This is a genomic window from Dyella sp. PARNA 12/25 (assembly GCF_055702865.1).
On sequence record NZ_JBVQCI010000006.1, the window covers coordinates 110,653 to 128,553 of the forward strand.

A 17,901-nucleotide genomic window follows, 5' to 3' on the forward strand; every position below is an offset into this window, starting at 1 on the left:
CTGAGCTAGATATCTAGGGCTTGTGAATCTGTGAACTAGGAACAAACGCAGGAAATGTCGCGCCACGCTCCTTCAGCATCGCGATGACCTGGTCCTTCTGTCGCTGGGCCTCGGAATCAGGGGGTACGTGACAAATTTCCACGCCCTTCGCCAAGACCTGTAGGTTGTGAGTAAGGCCGTGCTCCAAGAGAAAGACGACGTAGTCGAAACGGCCAAGTGCCACCGCTATGCCCGCGGCGGTATCACCGACGCGGTCCGTCCTATTGACGTCGGCACCGTGCTGAACCAATACCCGAACGTTTTCGTCGCTTCGCCCCCTCACGGCGGCAAAGAGCAGGGGTTCATCCTTCATCCCCGTCAGATTGACGTCGCCACCGTGCGCCAGGAGTACCTCTAGCAAGTCGGAGCTCTTCCAGGCGGCCGCGAGATACATCGCCGACATGCCATCGTCGGTCCGATAGTTCGGGTCAGCTCCGATGCTCAACAGATAGTCGATCTTCTTGGCATCCAGACTCGCGATTGTGATCCACAGCAATGGGGAAATTGCTTCTTTGCCGACCGTGTTCACGTCGGCGCCTGACAAACGTTGATGCTCCGCTTCCGCATAGTCGCCACGATTGACTGCGACCACCAAGCGAGCCAAGCGCTCTTCAGGGAAGGCTTGTTGTGCCGTCATTCCGCCCACTTCCGTATGCGCATGACCCAACGAAGTAAGGGTCATTGCGAAGCACAACAACCAAGCCTTTGCTCGATAGCCCCAAAACCCCTGCATTGCCTTAGCTCTCCTAAGTGAAGCTCATCTAGTTACTCGATCACATCGCACCGCAATGATCGGGGTCAGATCCTGACGCCCAAAACAGTCCGCTTCGGGTCGGAAGCGGACATAAGACTCGCGACATCCAAAGCGCAATCAGCGCCAGCAATCTTCGGAGATCTCACCTTGAACCATGACGGGCTGCGCGCTCCATTGCCGCGCTGCTCGCGCGTCGGGCATCCTCCCTATCACTGCGGTGATCGGCGGGAAGCAGGACTGGGATGGTAAATTTTAGCCTGCTCATTGCCTGGGTCGACTCCGAAGACTGCCCTTGGCTTCCAAGAGCAAGCACCCCGGCAACTACGCCGATACCTCCCTTAGTGCCCGTCCCTTCAGTCGTCGTCACCGCAACGTCGAATTCGATGTGTTGAGTGACATTGCCATCGTTTGTAACGCCGTGACCCTTAATCTGGTCATCTTTAAGGCGAAGTCCACTCGGATTGACGGATGCGCCTTTCTCGGCAACTTCCTTCTGGGCCTCTACGACACCGTTCACGATTTGGACAATCGATTGCTTAATGAAATCCTGAAGCTCCATATCTCCCCCTTAGTAGACGTCTGCCATGGGTCGGAAGCGGACATTAGCTTGCTGCATTCAGCGGTCCCTGTGAACCCAACTCGGAAGATCCCATAGAGACTTTGGGGACACTATCCAACCCGCAACACGGCGGATAACCAACACAGTTGCAAGCAAGGACACCAGTATCGGGATACCAGCCACAACAATTGCGACGATCGGGTTTTCGATCGGAATTACACGGTGAATTAGCGGCAAGTTCAGGAGTACCGGCCAGGTCAAACCCATCCAAACGCCGAACATCACGAAGAACATGATGAGTCGAGTCCGCCCATCAATGGTGAGCCACGTACCGCAATGGGGGCACTTGTACTGTTGCCTGCTAACGCGGGGCGGCAGGTATTCGAACAGCGTTGGTCGAAAGGTCGCCTTACACTTTGGGCAACGATCTTCGTTGTGCATCAACTCTCCCCAGATTGAGCATCGAACCCGCTCAGCTTATGGCGCATGTCCGCTTTGGGTCGGAAGCGGACCTTCCGACCCTGTCACGGCCCCCAATAATCGAACTTGAAGACGGTGCCACTTTTAACTTCGAACAGAATGCCGTTCTCTCTTTCATTAATGGACGGGTCTACATCTCCACAGCCGATCGCGTGTGATCCTGGCGCTATCCGCGCAGCCTCTCCAAGCTTGTGAGGCCAGACGTTACCGTCGATTCTGATTGGAAAGCAGGCGCTTCCGCTGCTACTCATGACCGCGAGGTATGTCCCCCCGTCCGAGGACTGCTCGACCGAGCCTCTCAGCGGGCGGTCCGAGCAAGATGCGAGCAACACAACGCTCATAGCCACAATAGACGGAACCCGCATTGCTACGATCTCCCTTCGTGGTGAACTGTCCGCTCTGGGTTGCGATTTCAACCGGTCAACGCAACACATTGATGAAATCGTTTTGCGTGGAATATCAACCTACTACGCGCCAAGGACTGTCCGACTAACGATCCCGCACTGCCAATAAGCTAGATCACCCCTGGAATTAAGGTACTTCCCGCCTGCTGGCTTTGGAGCAATGAGTCTGAGCTCCGGACGCCATCGCAACGTACCGTCTGCTGGCATAGTGTCGGGGTGTTGCGTTGACCGGTTGAGCTCGCAGTCGATAGCAGACACACGACTAATGCTCAATCGTTGCCAGAGTAGCTCGAAGGTAAGCACATCAAATCTCTCGGATCGCATTCAGCAATTCTTCGGCGCGCAATTTCGAGCCAATTTTGTATCGCATGTTCTTGAGCTTCGAAAGAGCCGCATTGATCTCCGAAAGAGAAGGCTGTAACGGCTGGAGCGACTTGCTTAGCGGCGGCACGATCTTACGCGTCATAAAGCGGTGACTGGAGGTCAAAAACATCCAGAAAACACCAATGGTGCCTACCGCAAGCAAACCTTCAAATACGGCACCTACTCGTCCAGGAGCTAAGAATTCGACGAGCGGGCGCGACAGAAACATCGCCGTAGCGGCTGCAGCCACGGTTAACCAGGTTTCTTTATCTAAGCGTATTGAAGAAAAGCGCTGCTCTACTAGTGGCGATATCGCCATAAAAGATCGTTGAATCATTGCGGCACGCCCTTCAATAGTGGAGATGTCTATCGAGAGTTCGGCTTCCTTTTCAGCGCGAAGGCGTTTAGCACAGGCCTCAATTAGCTTCGGGTTGGTTCTTTCGCAAAGTGCGTCGAAGTCGGCTCGTCGCTTCGACATGGATTCATAGGTTTCGATATTTGCCTTGAGCTGCACCCCACAGTCAGTGCATATCCGATAGTGCGCTATCAACCGTTCCTCCCTTAGGGGGATATAAAAAACATGCGCAGCGATCGCGATGCGACCGACCCGAAAAGGCCTTGGATCACGAGATATCGGACAAAAGTCGGCCACATATCCCATGCTTCGACGAATTTGCTTTTTACCCCAGACCACGAAGAAGAACATTTCACCCCCCCTGCTGATTCATCTATCAAATGGGAATCGCTTTTTCTTAAAAGCCCAGACCGCCCTGTTTGCAGTTGGGATTGAACCCTCCCTTTCGGATCTGGACCGCTGCGAGACTGCTTAGGGTCGGAAGCGGGCTCTCGTTTCAACTATTGGAACCCCGCTTTCCCCGCAAAATCTGAACGCACTCACGAAGGCCGAAGGCCAAAGCAATCAAGCCAAAGGTTCCTGCGAGCAACTGCCATAGGCCAAGGCCTCGAAGGACCTCGCCGGCAACGGCAAACAGCAGAAAAATGGTCAGCGCCCCAGCGACAAGCCAAAACAGTGCAGTCGCGATCTTGTCACCCATGCCGCCCCCTTACAGCTCTCTACCCAGCATATGCGTAGGGTCCGCTATGGGTCGGAAGCAGACCTTACACCAGCCCCGCCTTGAACCCAGCCATGCTCTTCCCAAACTAAACCGCGCGCCCATGGGCATTAGTTCACGTCCCCGGGGCAGCACTCTGCTTCTTGCTCTCAGCTACGGAAGGCACACCCTTTACGATCTCGAAGTGAAATATATAGTCCATGCTGAAAGGGACGGTTTTTGCCGCGACTCTATGCATGCTGCCGTCATCACCTTGCACCCAATTTGATACGACGAGTGGGTTGTAGTGCCAGTTACCAACAGCACCTACCACCGTTCTAAAGAAGGTTGCGGCAACAACGTCATTCAGCACCTCCGGATCAACACTTCGCACTTCGCTGACTTCACCATCGGTGTCAACGATAACCTTAACGCTGATATCTGCGGGCGGCAGGTTACGGGCAACAAGCTCGGAGGGATATTCGACCGCCACGTGATCCACCGGGGTCACGTCGGTCGCGACCTGGTCTGGATTGAGCACGTATCGAGGCTGACCCGGATCCACCACGGCCTTCCAATTTACATCGCCTTGATTTGCTGGCTTTGAAGGCACCGCTTTTACGCAAGAGCAAAGTCCCACGGTAACAAGGAGACATGTGGCGATTGCACGAAAATTGATCCGCATCTTCTTCTCCGCCTGTAGCCCAGGGTATCTCGGAACAGCACCACCCCATTCGGGGAGGTGCTGTTTTCGGGTCGGAAGCGGACCCTCTCTGCGCCACGGTTCAATTGCTTAACTGCGAGATGCCTCACCCGTCCTTTCAACCTGAAACAGCGAGCGTCACAGCCTGCGAGCTGATCACCTCGTCATTGTCGCGAACATCACTGGAGTAGCTGGCAGTAGGTCCAGACGGATCTACCGTAACCGTGATATCCACCGAAATAAGGCCTGGTGCACCCTTTGCCCCTACTTCGATCTTTGCAGGCATACCCGCGCGGGTCGTCACCTTAGGCGCTGCCAAGAGTCGCCCTGAGCGAAGGTCGGAAATGGATGCCGTCACCGCGTAGGTATCGACCCCTTCTGTGCGCTTTACTTGAATCTCAACCTTGGGACGCGCGTGACTCCAGTCGGTCGCCATACTGCCGCCAGCCGTGCCTTCGGCGAAAGCTAGTGATGCGATGCAAAAGAGGCCTACAGCTAGAACAAACTTGCCCATTACTTACTCCTGTTAGTAGAGGGTTGCATCAATGTAACTGACCCAGGACGCCTACCTTAGGTTCGCTATGGGTCGTTCGACGACATCCCCCGATAAGCGCCAGTTGTAAAGCGAGTCTTGGTTGAAGGCCGCCGATCCGGCTTGGTGCATTCATCGCCGAACAAGTTCATGGTGCCAACGGCGCGAGTTGGTGTCGTTTGTTCTAGGGTGATGCGATTTCCTGCACAGACTCCGGTCGCCAGAAGGTCCATCCCAGCCGCCAGACCGTCGTTAGCACCGTGGTCTAGTTCCACCCGATACCGGCACTCGAATTGCTCGGCATGGTTATCGTGCAGCCGATGCGCTGAAACCACGCCGACTTCCAACGGCACTTCGTGAATCAGCGACTGCTGAGCAGGTGGCAGGATAGGCATGCCGAATACCTTGCGCCGTTCATCTCCCTTGCGCATGAGAAACAAGCCCTGCGCTTCTTTCCGCGGCTCATCACCAAAATTCACTGCGCTGGCGAACGCGGGAAGTTCCTTCTCGGAAATCATGTACATGCGTTCGCCCCAGGCGACAGGCACTACGTGGTCAGCAAAGCCGATACCCCTCTGATCGTTGGGCTGCTCATACTTCAGCATCAGACTGCCGTCCGCTTGAGGAATCACCCTTCCCTTGTTAGCGGTGTAGGTACCAAGGCATCCCTGCCATGTGGCAGCAACGCCAGAAACGGGCGCGATAGATAGGGACACGTTCGCGCCCTCACCATCGCCGAAATAATAGTCGCCAGCCCAGGGAACTCTCGGAGTCGTCGAATTTTCTTTGGCTATAGCGGCGCGCTGTGCGTCAACGGCATGTTGGAAGGCTTCCTGTGTTGCGATGCTTTGGGGGTTCTCCGTCTGAGGTGACGCTGGCTGGGCTGAGAATGCATTGCCAGGCGACGCGACGGCCAGCAAGCACGCAAAAGCAAAAATCCTTTTGTATCGCATGTCCTCCTCCCTAGAACGTGACTATAAAGATCATCACCCGTTAGGTCCGCTATGGGTCGGAAGCGGACGTCCCTCAATTCTGCTTGCAGGGATATTTCTTTTGAAGATCCCGTATAGCTGACCAAAGACCAAATCTATCGGCTGTACCAGTATCTATGCATATGCCGTTAACCGATGCGCCGGACCAAGAGACGCGCACCTGACCGTTCGCTCTGTCTATTAGCAAGTAGTAGTCGAACCCGGTCACGGGCCGAGCAGAAGTAACGATTTCGCGTACTTGCTCCTCAGCCGCCTCCCCAAGCAGAACCTTTTCAGGCTTGAAGGTGAGGCGATATGTCCCATCAATAATGATGGTGTGCGTGGGCGGCGTGACATCTTCAACGCCCACCAACCGAGCCAAGACAAATGCAGCGCCAGGGGATGCCGCTGAGGCTCCAGATGACCCCAATAGAAAGGGGATGATCAGACTCGCTAACCGAACCTTCATCTGATTGCCTCACCTGCCAAAGGGATAGAAATTTGGGGTATTCCCTGATGTCCGCAATGGGTCGGAAGCGGACGTTGGCTATCCGTCTACTACAACAATCCGGGAATGAGCGCCTTTGTTCGGGCGGCATACTGACTGTATGCCTCACCAAAGAGTTCGGACAGCCAGCGTTCTTCGAGACGAAGCTTCCACCAGAACGAGAAGAACACGATGGCGACCGCCATAAGCCCACGCCAGTCACCTACAAGCACGGCGTTGCCGAGGAATAGCAGTAAGAGCCCCGTGTAAATTGGATGTCGGATGACCCTATAGGGCCCGCTCTTGATCAACTGGTGATCGTCCTTCAGTTGAACTGTGGCGCTCCAGTTCTCACCGAGGAGATGTCGCGACCAACAGGCAATAGCTGCACCGACAATGCAGAGGAACAGCCCCAGTGACTGAAAGGCCATGGAGTGCGGCACAAACTGCTCCCTGAGTGGGCATCCCGCGAACCACTCGCCCGGACCAAGGAGCACTACCGCGACAATCAATGGCAACCAATAGGCAACGAAGCGCTTGATCAGAGACTCGGTTTGCGCCGATGGTTTCACTCGGCGAGCGCTCCATAGCCAGTAGCCAAGGAGAGTCAACCAGACCACGTTCAGGGCGGTACCGAATCTGGGATCCATGCGATTCCTTTCGTTGGAGTTACGCTTGATAGCTGACTTTGCCTTAGGTCAGTCCTGCCGAGCAATGTCTGCTTTGGGTCGGAAGCGGACCTTTCGCTACCGTCAAGCTTTAGGCCAAGCTGACGCCAACTATCCCCAATTCGAAGCCTCTGGTCGCGGCTCAGTTCAGCCAGCCGGCGTCCGTGAGTCGGTCCAGAATCACGCTGCCATCACCGAGGTCATAAAGCTGCGTGCCTCCCCTGGCGAATGGATAGAACAGCAGATAACGCCCCCTTATCTTCGCGTCGAACTGGACGTTCGTGATGTCGAGAAGACGATCATCAGGTGCTTCGAGCTCCAAACCCATGGTCACGACGCCGTCGACGGTGTCGCCCATCGCGCGATAACTTAGCTTGGTGTAGCGCCCGTCGATCCGGAACACGATAGCGTTATTCTCCCTCATGCTCCCATCAAAACGTGCTAAGGCGACGCTCTTCGGTATGCGCTTCGCCACGTAAGGATCGCCTGCAACCGCATCGCTCCAGATTTCGTCGCGCCCCTTCCCGGATAAGTCGTCCAGGGCATGAGAGTCGAATGCCTGCTTGAACGGACAGCCGTTCTGGGGTGGAGGACAATGCACCTGCTCCACTACCGTCCAGGCCGTATCCTTGCGAAGGTAGAGGCGTTCGTCTGACGATGAATCGCCGTTACCCACGACCACTCGCAGTGCCAGCGCACCGTTTGGCGTGTAGCCGGCAAGAAGCGCTTGCGTATTCAGATTCATCGGCACGCCATCCGGCAACGGTACCGGCGTTCCGAGTTGGCCGGTGTTGAGATCGAACGTCTGGAGACCGGCGTCGCCGATCAATACAAGAACACGTGCATGTGCGGTCAAGCTCACTGCCTTGGGACATTTGGTCACGACCGAATTCAATAGCGCCTTCCCTTCCTTGGTGTCCCACAAACCCGCGACGCAGCCGCTATCCCGTTGCTGCACATAGAGCAGTCTGCCGTTCGTGGGCAGGGATGCCACCCCGTCGGCAAGGGCCGGCACTGGGTGCGCCATGACGCCCGCCAGGATCATGTTCGCCAAGCTGGCCACTGTGCAAATCCGTAGAGACGCCTGCTCTTTACCTAGCCTTGAGCAGATTCGGACGATCACCAGCGTGGTGACAAGAATCAGGACTGGCGCAGCAAAGGCGATCAACAGAGTCTCCCAATATGGTGAAGTTGAAGCCAACGTAACAACGCTCAAGACAATGGGCTCTCTGTATCGGCTCGACACATCCATCGTGCGTAATGTCCGTATATGGACTCCTCCCCTTTGCCAAGCATCCCCTAGCCCTGGCGTCCGTGTCGACTGCCTACGTATATCCGGCCTCTAGATGCTGCACCGCCAGGCGGTGCCGGGCCACGATGAGCTAGTCGCGCATCGGCTCCCAATCGCTATGGCGTGCTCGAAGCACACGGACATTTCAGGGGTTTGCCGACGCCGGTCCGACCGGTACGTCATCACTCGGGAGCTTCGCAATCGTGGAAGAGATGGTTTCGGACGTTCCTCTCAGGCGGCCGCCAGGGCCGGTTGGTAGTTAGTTCCATGGCGCAGCATGGCCCAGGCCATGCGTGCCGTCTTGTTGGCCATCGCAACGCAGGCCACGTTCGGATGAGCGCGGGCCGAGAGGCGGGTGACCCAGCGACTCAGTGGATCGTCATGACGCGGCGCCGTTCGCAACATGGCGCGCGCACCGTGCACTAACAACGAGCGCATATAGGCATCGCCTCGTTTGCTGATCCCCAGCAGGCGATCTTTGCCGCCCGAGCTGTGTTGCCGTGGCGTCAACCCCAGCGACGCAGCCATCTGTCGGCCGTTGGCAAATTGCCTGGCGTCACCGACGCACGCCACCAGCGCCGTGGCAACGACAGGACCCACGCCGCGCAACTGCTGCAGTCGACGCGCATTGGGATCGGACTTGGCCGCTTCGTTGATTTGGCCGTCCAGTTCCGCAATCCGCTCATCGAGCGTACGCAGGTCGCCCCACAAACCATCGAGCAATTGCCGGAAGCGCAGGCTCAAACCGTTGTCCGCATCTTCGAGCCAGTTAGGGATGGCGTGGCGCAGCGATGACATTTCCTTGGACGCAACCAGTCCGTATTCGGCGACCAAGCCGCGAATCTGGTTGCCCTTCGCGGTGCGTTGCTCCACCAAGCTCGCTCGCACCCGATGCATCGCCTGCAGATCCTGTTGGTCGACGCTCTTCACGCTCACGAAGCGCATGCTCGGCCGACTCATTGCCTCGCAGATCGCCTCGGCGTCATTCGCGTCGTTCTTGTTGCTCTTCACGTACGGCTTCACGAACTGCGGCGCGATCAACTTCACGCGAACACCGCGCGCTTGCAGTTGCCGCGCCCAGTGATGCGCACCGCCGCACGCCTCCATGCCGATCTCACAACCCGGCCCGGCCACATCTAACACGGCCTTCAGCCAACGATCTCGCGACAAGCGGCGACGCCATACCGGCTGCTCTTGCTTATCGACCCCGTGGACCTGGAAGACCTGCTTGGCCACGTCGACTCCAATGCGCGTAAGCTTCATGAGTGGACTCCTCTTCGTTCGCGACTGGTTCTATCGCTTCCAGTCTGGCACTTGATGCCGAAGACGGAGAGGAGTCCATCTCATTGCTATGGTTCGCGACTTCAGCCGGTCAACGCAACACACTATAGACGTGCAAGCGGAAGCATTGCTGCGTTGAGCGGCTGACGTCGCAGTCAGAAGCGGACATCTATGAATGCATTTCTCCAACTAGGGCTGGAACCTCTGCTCCACTCCGAACAAAATCGACTGATTGTCGTGACTGCTGTTGTCCAACAGATTCTGGTATTCGAATCGAAGCATTAATCCGCGCAGGGTTTGCAGCTGCACACCCAGACCCAGCAGCGTGTGGTTACGGGCCTGCTGATTGAGGGTGGCGCTGTAAAGCGGTCCTGTCAGGAGATCGGCGTAACGCATGGTGGCCTGGCTCGATCCTTCGAAGTCGCGTTGGTACTCGATACGGAAGCGTGGCATCCACACGCCATAATCGCGTTTGATCATGAAGTCACCGCGCAAACCGATGCTGCCTGTGCTGCTATCCACCGTTTGGCGCTGATAGTTCAGGGCGTAGACTCCGTCGCCATTCTCACCATAGGCGTCGAGCGTGGCATGCGCCACGTCCAGCCGTGCATATGGCGATAGCACCCAGGTATCCTGGCGTCGTTCGTAACCCACCGAAAGCGAACCAAACACCTGGTTGCCATCGCGGCTGCCCTGCGTTGTGCCGCCGTTGTCGGTGACGTAGCGGCGCGCATCGAACGAGAGCCATTGATAGCCGATCAGTGCATCGATATAGGTTGACACGGTCGGAACATAGCTTGCGTACGCTGCCACGTTGTAGCTGTCGACCGTGCTGCGACTGCCGTTGTGGCCGATGTCTGACGCGTCGTGGCCGTAGCCCACGCCCGCACCCAGCGCAAGCGAGTGATTGATCTGCTTGTCGGCGCCAACGCTGAGACCCGAGGTGGTGAAGTCGATGCCGTTGGCGCTGCCACCCAGCTCTCGCGTACCGAAGTTGGCTGCACCGCCGGTCCAAACCGAGATATCACCCGGCAAGCCACCACCACCTGCCGTGCCACCGGACCGCGTCGTCGTGGCCGTCGATGCATCCGGCTGTACGAGGTAGCGTCGATTCCACTCTTCGTCGCCGCTGGGGGACATCATTCCCATCAGCGGATCGTGCGTGCGGCGCCCACCGTCGGGCACCAGCGTGATGCCATTGCTGAAGCCACTGGCCACGTTGCCGGCATGCAGGCTTTCCAGGCGCCGCTGGAAGTTGTTGATCTGCCCCACGGCCAGTCGCCGTGTCGCATCGGCTTGCGCATCGAGAATTCCCAAGACCTCGGCATTCTTCGAAGGATCGCTGCGCGGCGTCACGGAAATGGTCACCGTTGCCGGTGCCGAAGTTGCGTAAGCATTGCTGAGGGTAAAGGCAATTTGGGCCGTGCCGCCGAAACCCGCAGCAGCGGTGAAGTCGAGCTCGTAGCCGTTGCCCGTACTCCGAATGCTCGCGTTGCCCGCTTGTGCCGGAGTCATCGACAGCATGCTGGCGGAAGTGAACGGACCACCCGTCGCACCACTCGTCAGGTCGATTTGCACTGCAGTTCCGGCCACGGCTTGCGCCGTCAGCGAGGCGGCGGGCTGTGGCAGCGGATTGATCGTGATGGTGATATTCGCAGGCAGGGAATGGCCGAACGCATTGGCCACGCTATAGCCGAAAGTGATCGAACCCGATGCATTGGCTGGTGGCGTGTAAACGATATCCATGCCCGAGACCGTCGCCGTGCCGGTACCCGGAGGCGTGGTGAGCATCACCGCGGTGAAGGGTCCACCCGTAGCGCCGTTGGTGACAGGAAGAGTAATCGGTTTGCCGGCCAGCACAGTCGCGTTCAACGGCATGACCACCGGTATCGCAAGCGGCGTCACCGTGATGGTGACGGTAGCTGGCGCAGAGGTTCCCCCCGGCCCCGTTGCCGTATACGTCAGCGTGTCTGTGCCAAAGAAATTGCTGGCCGGTGTGTAGGTCACCGACAAGCCGTTGATGCTCGCCGAACCATGTGCCGGCGCCTGCGCGACCGCCACACTGGTGATCGGCCCGGTGTCGTTGGCGGTCACCGCAACAGTCACTGGCGCATTGGCCTGCGTGGTGGCGTTGTCGTTAACCGCTACCGGCACCGGCTGATTCACGCCGACCGTGAAACTCTGCAATCCGGTGAAGCCGAAGCCATCCTTCGCAGTGATGATGAAGGAATAGCTTCCTGCCGCGCTTGGCATACCGGTCAGCGCGCCGTTGCTGGCAAGACTGAGCCCGGTCGGCAACGTGCCACCACTCACGCTGAACGTATAACTTCCGTTGCCGCCACTGGCGGTGAATTGCTGATTGAAGGCGGCTCCGACCTGCGCCGCTCCCAGCGTGCCTGGGCTCACGGTGATGCCAGGTGCATTGACGGTCAGCGTGTAACTGCGGGTGGCAAAGAAGGGAGCACCCACGCCGGTACTGCTGTCGTTAGCGTGAATGGTGATATTGAAGGTTCCCGCCGCGGTGGGTGTACCGGACAACACACCGGCCGAGCTCAATGACATACCTGGCGGCAATGTGCCTGCGTTGAGAGCGTAGGTGTACGGCGCGGTACCACCACTGGCAGTTAGCGTTTGCACATAGGCGCTCTCCGCCGTTGCGGTTGGCAAGGCTGCGGGGTTCAGCACCACCGATGGTGCGTTGATAGCTCCGCTAAACGCTTGCGCGCCGGTGAAACCCAAACCATCTGTCGCCCTGATGGTGAAGCTGTAGCTGTCGGCCATCGTTGGCGTACCTGCGAGCAACCCTGCCGAACTCAGCGTCATGCCCGCCGGCAGGCTTCCCCCACTCACCGTATAGGTGTAACTGCCATTGCCGCCGCCGGCGGTCATCTGTTGACTAAAGGCAACGCCCAGTTGCGTGGGGTTCAATGTTGCAGGGCTTACGGTAATGGTCGGCGCATTGACTGTCACCGTGTAGCTTTGCGTAGCGAAGAACGGCGCACCCGTACCGGTACTGCTGTCGGTGGCACGAATGGTGAAGCTGTAGGTTCCGGTTGCGGTGGGTGTACCCGACAGCACACCGTTGCTGGCATTCAGCGACAGGCCAGCAGGTAACGCACCAGCACTAATCGCAAATGTGTAAGGCGCTGTGCCGCCAGCAGCCAGCATGTATTGAGTGTAATTTGATTCGGCAGAAGCAGCCGGCAAGCTTGATGGTGCCAACACCACGACGGCCCCAGAAGTGACCAGGCTGTACGACTGCGCGCCAGTGGCACCGTGCGCATCGGTGGCCCGCACTGTGAAATTGAACGTACCGGCGGCAGTCGGTGTGCCACTGATGGCACCTGCACCACTCAGGCTAACCCCAGCCGGCAAGCTGCCCGAAATGATGGAAAACGTGTACGACGCGACACCACCGCTGGCGGTCAGGGTTTGATTGAAAGGTAGACCCACGGCTCCAGACAGCAGCGTGCTACTGGGTGTGATGGTGATGGTCGGCGTAGCAATGGTCAGCGTGTAGCTGCTTGATACAGTGAAAGGGGCGTTGGTACCCGTACTGCTATCGGTCGCTGTAATGGTGATCGGGAAACTGCCGGGTTGAGTCGGCGTACCGGAAAGCGTGCCGGTCGAGGCATTCCACGCGACACCGGCCGGCAAGGTACCGCTCTCGTTATACGCATACGGGCCCGCGCCACCGCTCGCCGCGAATGTCTGCGAGTAGGCCTGTCCGTAATTGCCACTGAGCGTCGAACCGGCGGGCGCCAGCACCACGGTGGGCGAGGCCACCGTGACACTGTACGTTTGCACGCCGGCATACGGACCCGATCCGGTGCTGCTGTCCAGCGCCTGCACCGTGAAGTTGTAGGTGCCGACACCACTGGGGACACCCGACAACGCACCATTGATTGCAAGGCTCAGGCCGGGCGGCAGCGCCCCCGCCGTCACACTGTATGTATAAGACGCCGTACCCCCGGTACCGCTAAAGGTTTGCGAATACGCCACACCATCCTTTGCCGAAGGCAGCGATACCGGACTAACCGTGACGGTCGGCGGGTTGGTTGTCAGCGTGTAGCTCTGGCTACCCGTATTGCTGTTGGCATCGGTAGCCGTCACGGTGAACGAGAAGTTGCCGCCGGCCGTCGGGGTACCGGACAACACGCCAGCACTGCTCAACGTCAAACCAGCGGGCAACGCGCCGGTAGTTACCGCATAGGTGTACGGGCCACTGCCGCCACTCGCCGCGATGAACTGGCTGTATGAAGCGCCCACCGACGCCGCCGGCAGGCTACCTGCGGGACTCAGCGTGATGGTCGGCGTACTCACTGTCACCGAGTACGACTGCGTGCCCGTATAGGGTCCGGAACCGGTACTCGAATCGGTCGCAGTAATAGTGAAGTTGTAGGTGCCGTTGATGGTCGCATTGCCACTCAGAACACCAGCGCTGCTAAGCAACATCCCGGGAGGAAGCGCGCCACTGGTCACGCCGAAGGTATAAGGGGCCGTACCACCCGAAGCGTTCACCGTCTGACTATAGGCAGCGTGCAAAGCCGTCGCGGGCAGCGTAGCGGGCCCCAACGTGATGGTTGCTGCATTGATAACCAGCGAGTACGTCTGCGTACCTGTGTTACTCAGTGCGTCGGTGACTGTGATCGACAGCGGAAACGTGCCACCGGCTGTCGGTGTGCCGGAAAGCACACCCGTACCGGTGTTCAAACTAAGCCCTGCGGGCAAACTCCCCGAGGTCACGGCAAACGTAAGCGGCGCGTTGCCATTGCTGACACCAATGGCCTGGCTATAGGAGGCTCCGACCGATCCCGCAGGCAGTGAGCCAGTCGTGATGACTGGCGCGAGCGCACGCACGGACAAAGAGTAGCTACGGCTCCCGGTATAAGGACCCGTGCCGGTGCTGCTATCCGTCGCGGTGACCTGGAACGTAAATGAGCCCGATTGCGTCGGCGTACCGGTAAGCGCGCCGCCGCTGGACAGCAACATGCCCGCCGGCAAGGAACCGGAGGTCACGGCATACGAATAGGTAGACGTGCCGCCGCTGGCAGTCACCGTCTGCGAATAACTGCTGTTTTGCGTGGCTACGGGCAACGTCGACGGTGACACAACGATGGTAGGCGCTGCTACCGTCAAGCTATAGGCCTGCGAGCCCACGCTCAAGCCCGCATCGTGCGCGGAGAGGGTGAAGTTGTAGGTGCCACCGGCGGTCGGCGTGCCCGAGAGCGTACCGCTGGATGTGTTCAAGGTCATGCCCGCCGGCAGACTGCCTGCGGCAATACTGTATGTGTACGGCGCGGTCCCGCCACTAGCGGTAACCGGGGCGCTGTACACCGAGGCGACCTGGGCATTGCTCAGAGAGCTTGGCGACAGCGTCAACGGTGGCGGCGCCAGCACGGTGACATTGTAGGTACGCGAGTTGAAATACGGCCCGCCCGCGCTGCTGTCAGTCGCGCGTATGGTGAAGCTGTAGGCGCCCTGCGTTGTGGGTGTACCCGACACCACGCCACTGGAACTCAGGGTTAAACCTGGCGGCAACGGGCCAACGTCCACGCTATAGGTATACGGCGCGATGCCGCCACCGGAGCTCAGAGTCTGGCTGTACGGCGCACCCCGCACCGGATTGGGCAGGGCGCTCAGCGAAATGGTGGGCACCGGCACGGTGACGGAGTAGCCCTTGGTCACCACCACGCTACTTGCATCAGTCACCTTGATGGAAAACGCATAACTGCCCGACGTCGTGGGCGTACCCGAAATCACATTGCCGCTCATAGTCAGACCAGGCGGAAGGCTGCCGGTGCTCAATGCATACGTATAGGGCGACGTACCACCGGAGGCGCCGAGCGCAACGCTATAGGCCGATCCAACGTTTGGCGTTGTCAACGAAGTCGGAGTGACGGTAATCGGCGACGCGGCCGATCCGATCGTCACGTTGACGGTAATTGGGTTGCCGGTGCTGTCGCTGAAGACAAAGCTGTCGCTTGTCGCGCCATCGCCAAAATTGACATAGGTGATGGAGTCGCTACCGCCGTTGCTTATCGTCGCGCTGCCATGCGCGGGTGGCGTAGTAACCCCACCGACACCCACAATACCCGGCGCAGAATCGCACGCAGTGACATTGATCGATATCGTTCCGTTGGACGCCATCGGTGATGTTGATGGCGTGGTATTCGAATCGGGAACGTTGAAGTTGGGACAGAGTCCGGCATGTGCTGGTGCCGTCCACAGGATCGCAATGCACAGCAATGCGAAGGCGCCGATCCGGCGCATCCAGAGCGCATTACTCCCCAACAGCACCGCGATGCGGCGCACCCAGCGACCAAACTCCATGTCCTTCCCCCTGATTGCGACTTCGACTGCGTGGTCAATCGCGCACACCAACCGTCGCCATCTGGCGACGGTTTGAAATCACTTGAAACCCCTGCTTCTTATCCCCCGGGCCTAATCACCCGAGGTGCACCTTGCGTGGAAGGACTGTCGTCTTGGGCAAAATCGAGTGGCAATACAGCGCCCAACATCAACCAGGTGGTCATGACAACCGCCTTACACCACGGCATACGACTGAACATAGTAGGTCGTCACGGAATGCACTTGTCAAGCTCTCAGCACTTGAGACAGAGTACGCGGCGCATGTCGGCCAGGAGCGCCGGCATCTTTCAGGGGGACAACATGGCAGATGTTTTTCTCGGGCAGATCATGCTCATGCCGTTCGGCGTGGTGCCCAAAGGCATGGCCCGGTGCGACGGTGCAGCTCTTCCCATCAACCAGAACCAGGCTTTGTTCTCGTTGCTCGGGACGTATTACGGCGGCGACGGAAGAACTTACTTCAATCTTCCCGATCTGCGCGGGCGCACACCACTCGGTATCGGCCCGAGCAATACCATCGGCCAAGTCGCCGGCGTGGAAGGCGTTACGCTGAATTCGCAACAGATACCGCAACACACGCATTTGGCCAATGCGAGCACCAATGACGGCAGTGCCCGCAGTCCGGCACAAGGTCTTTATGGCAAAACGGGCAGCGCAAACATCTACGGTCCGTCTGCCGGCAGCCCTGTCGTGCTCAATTCGGCCACCCTGGATGGGGGTGGGCAGAACCAAGCGCATACCAACATGCAGCCGTATCTCGTGCTCAACTTCTGCATCGCGCTGACCGGCATTTATCCGTCGCGCGGCTGACGCCACCGGAGTATTTCAATGACACCGTATCTCGGAGAAATCCGGCTGCTGGCGTTTACGTTTGCGCCTCTTGGCTGGGCCAACTGTGATGGTTCGCTGCTCAGCATTGCAGACAATGCTGCGCTGTTTACACTGCTCGGCACCACTTTCGGTGGCGACGGGGTGCAAACGTTCGCCTTGCCCGATCTGCGTGGCCGCGTGCCCCTGCATCAGGGCCAAGGCCAAGGACTTAGCGTGCGCATCCTGGGTGAGAAGGACGGCTACGAAGCCGTGACCCTTACGACCAACCAGCTGCCGGCGCACGTGCACGCATTTGCCGCCACCAGTGCCGCCGCCAATGCGGCCATACCGGGTGGCACCGTCGAGTTGGGAGCCTTGTCCGGCGACGTTATGTACACCGGCGATATCACAGGCAGCGCCAGTGTCTCTCCAGCAGCGACCATGATCTCCACTGCCGGCGCCAGCGTGCCCCACGACAACACGATGCCAACACTCACGGTGCGTTTTTGCATCGCGACCGAAGGCATGTATCCGTCACCGAATTGATGACAAACCTAGGCGCTCCGCAGAGCGATTGGTAGCGACAGGGATCACATCATGACCACACCGTTTATCGGCGAAATTCAGCTGTTCGGCTTCAACTTTGCACCCTATAACTGGGCGCAGTGCAACGGGCAAGTCATGCCCATTCAACAGTACGCGGCCTTGTTCTCGTTGATTGGCGTGACTTACGGCGGCAATGGCACAAGCAATTTCCAGCTGCCGAATTTTCAGGGCAATTTGCCTTGTTCAGTCGGACAGGGGCCGGGCTTGAGCATGCGCGACCAGGGCGAGACCTTCGGCGCGACCAGCGTCACGCTGGATAATTCTCAGATGGCCTCGCACAGCCACAGGATGCACATTTTTGGCCAGACGGATGCATCAAAGCGCCACGGTACGCCAGCCGCGGGGGATGCCGTATTGATACCCGGCAGCGCATCGACGACACCGTTCACCAAAGACAGCACATCCAACGCCTCCTTTCCCCAAGCCATGATCGGGGTTAGTGGTGGTGGTCAGGCACACGAGAATCAACAACCCTATCTCGCCGTCAATTTCTGCATCGCCCTGGTGGGTGAGTTCCCGCAACGGCCTTGAG

14 protein-coding genes are annotated in these 17,901 nt (G+C 58.6%); 3 read left to right on the forward strand and 11 right to left on the reverse strand.

Annotated features, from left to right (window positions below; all coding sequences use genetic code 11):
- Positions 1-13: 13 nt before the first annotated feature.
- The 11 genes from AC0GUR_RS13510 to AC0GUR_RS13560 form a co-directional block, all read right to left on the reverse strand.
- Positions 14-772 carry an ankyrin repeat domain-containing protein gene (locus AC0GUR_RS13510; RefSeq protein WP_472878010.1) on the reverse strand — a complete coding sequence of 253 codons (759 nt, stop codon included), beginning with the start codon at positions 770-772 and terminating at the stop codon, positions 14-16.
- Positions 773-935: 163 nt separating this feature from the next.
- Positions 936-1,352 carry a hypothetical protein gene (locus tag AC0GUR_RS13515; RefSeq protein WP_472878011.1) on the reverse strand — a complete coding sequence of 139 codons (417 nt, stop codon included), beginning with the start codon at positions 1,350-1,352 and terminating at the stop codon, positions 936-938.
- A 1,188-nt stretch (positions 1,353-2,540) separates the two neighbouring features.
- Positions 2,541-3,305, reverse strand: coding sequence for a hypothetical protein (locus AC0GUR_RS13520; protein ID WP_472878012.1), 765 nt, complete (start codon positions 3,303-3,305; stop codon positions 2,541-2,543).
- Between the two features lie 145 nt (positions 3,306-3,450).
- Entirely contained in the window at positions 3,451-3,654 is a 204-nt protein-coding gene (locus tag AC0GUR_RS13525) for a hypothetical protein (protein WP_472878013.1), read from the reverse strand.
- Positions 3,655-3,787: 133 nt separating this feature from the next.
- Positions 3,788-4,336 (reverse strand): hypothetical protein, encoded by a 549-nt coding sequence (locus tag AC0GUR_RS13530; protein ID WP_472878014.1) that lies wholly within the window; start codon positions 4,334-4,336, stop codon positions 3,788-3,790.
- A 136-nt stretch (positions 4,337-4,472) separates the two neighbouring features.
- Positions 4,473-4,868 carry a hypothetical protein gene (locus AC0GUR_RS13535; protein WP_472878015.1) on the reverse strand — a complete coding sequence of 132 codons (396 nt, stop codon included), beginning with the start codon at positions 4,866-4,868 and terminating at the stop codon, positions 4,473-4,475.
- A gap of 65 nt (positions 4,869-4,933) precedes the next feature.
- Positions 4,934-5,839 carry a hypothetical protein gene (locus AC0GUR_RS13540; RefSeq protein ID WP_472878016.1) on the reverse strand — a complete coding sequence of 302 codons (906 nt, stop codon included), beginning with the start codon at positions 5,837-5,839 and terminating at the stop codon, positions 4,934-4,936.
- Positions 5,840-6,415: 576 nt separating this feature from the next.
- Positions 6,416-6,994: a methyltransferase family protein gene (locus AC0GUR_RS13545; protein ID WP_472878017.1), complete on the reverse strand. Its 579-nt coding sequence runs from the start codon at positions 6,992-6,994 to the stop codon at positions 6,416-6,418.
- Between the two features lie 160 nt (positions 6,995-7,154).
- Positions 7,155-8,180 carry a hypothetical protein gene (locus tag AC0GUR_RS13550; protein WP_472878018.1) on the reverse strand — a complete coding sequence of 342 codons (1,026 nt, stop codon included), beginning with the start codon at positions 8,178-8,180 and terminating at the stop codon, positions 7,155-7,157.
- Between the two features lie 354 nt (positions 8,181-8,534).
- Positions 8,535-9,566 (reverse strand): IS110 family RNA-guided transposase, encoded by a 1,032-nt coding sequence (locus AC0GUR_RS13555; RefSeq protein ID WP_472878019.1) that lies wholly within the window; start codon positions 9,564-9,566, stop codon positions 8,535-8,537.
- Positions 9,567-9,773: 207 nt separating this feature from the next.
- Positions 9,774-15,917 (reverse strand): putative Ig domain-containing protein, encoded by a 6,144-nt coding sequence (locus AC0GUR_RS13560; protein ID WP_472878020.1) that lies wholly within the window; start codon positions 15,915-15,917, stop codon positions 9,774-9,776.
- 339 nt (positions 15,918-16,256) lie between these two features.
- Between AC0GUR_RS13560 and AC0GUR_RS13565 the strand changes: the two genes are divergently transcribed.
- From AC0GUR_RS13565 to AC0GUR_RS13575, 3 genes are read left to right on the forward strand one after another with little or no spacing between them, the layout of a single operon-like run.
- Positions 16,257-16,763 carry a phage tail protein gene (locus AC0GUR_RS13565; protein WP_472878021.1) on the forward strand — a complete coding sequence of 169 codons (507 nt, stop codon included), beginning with the start codon at positions 16,257-16,259 and terminating at the stop codon, positions 16,761-16,763.
- Positions 16,764-16,781: 18 nt separating this feature from the next.
- Positions 16,782-17,309 carry a phage tail protein gene (locus AC0GUR_RS13570; protein ID WP_472878022.1) on the forward strand — a complete coding sequence of 176 codons (528 nt, stop codon included), beginning with the start codon at positions 16,782-16,784 and terminating at the stop codon, positions 17,307-17,309.
- 51 nt (positions 17,310-17,360) lie between these two features.
- Positions 17,361-17,900: a phage tail protein gene (locus tag AC0GUR_RS13575; RefSeq protein ID WP_472878023.1), complete on the forward strand. Its 540-nt coding sequence runs from the start codon at positions 17,361-17,363 to the stop codon at positions 17,898-17,900.
- Position 17,901 lies beyond the last annotated feature (1 nt).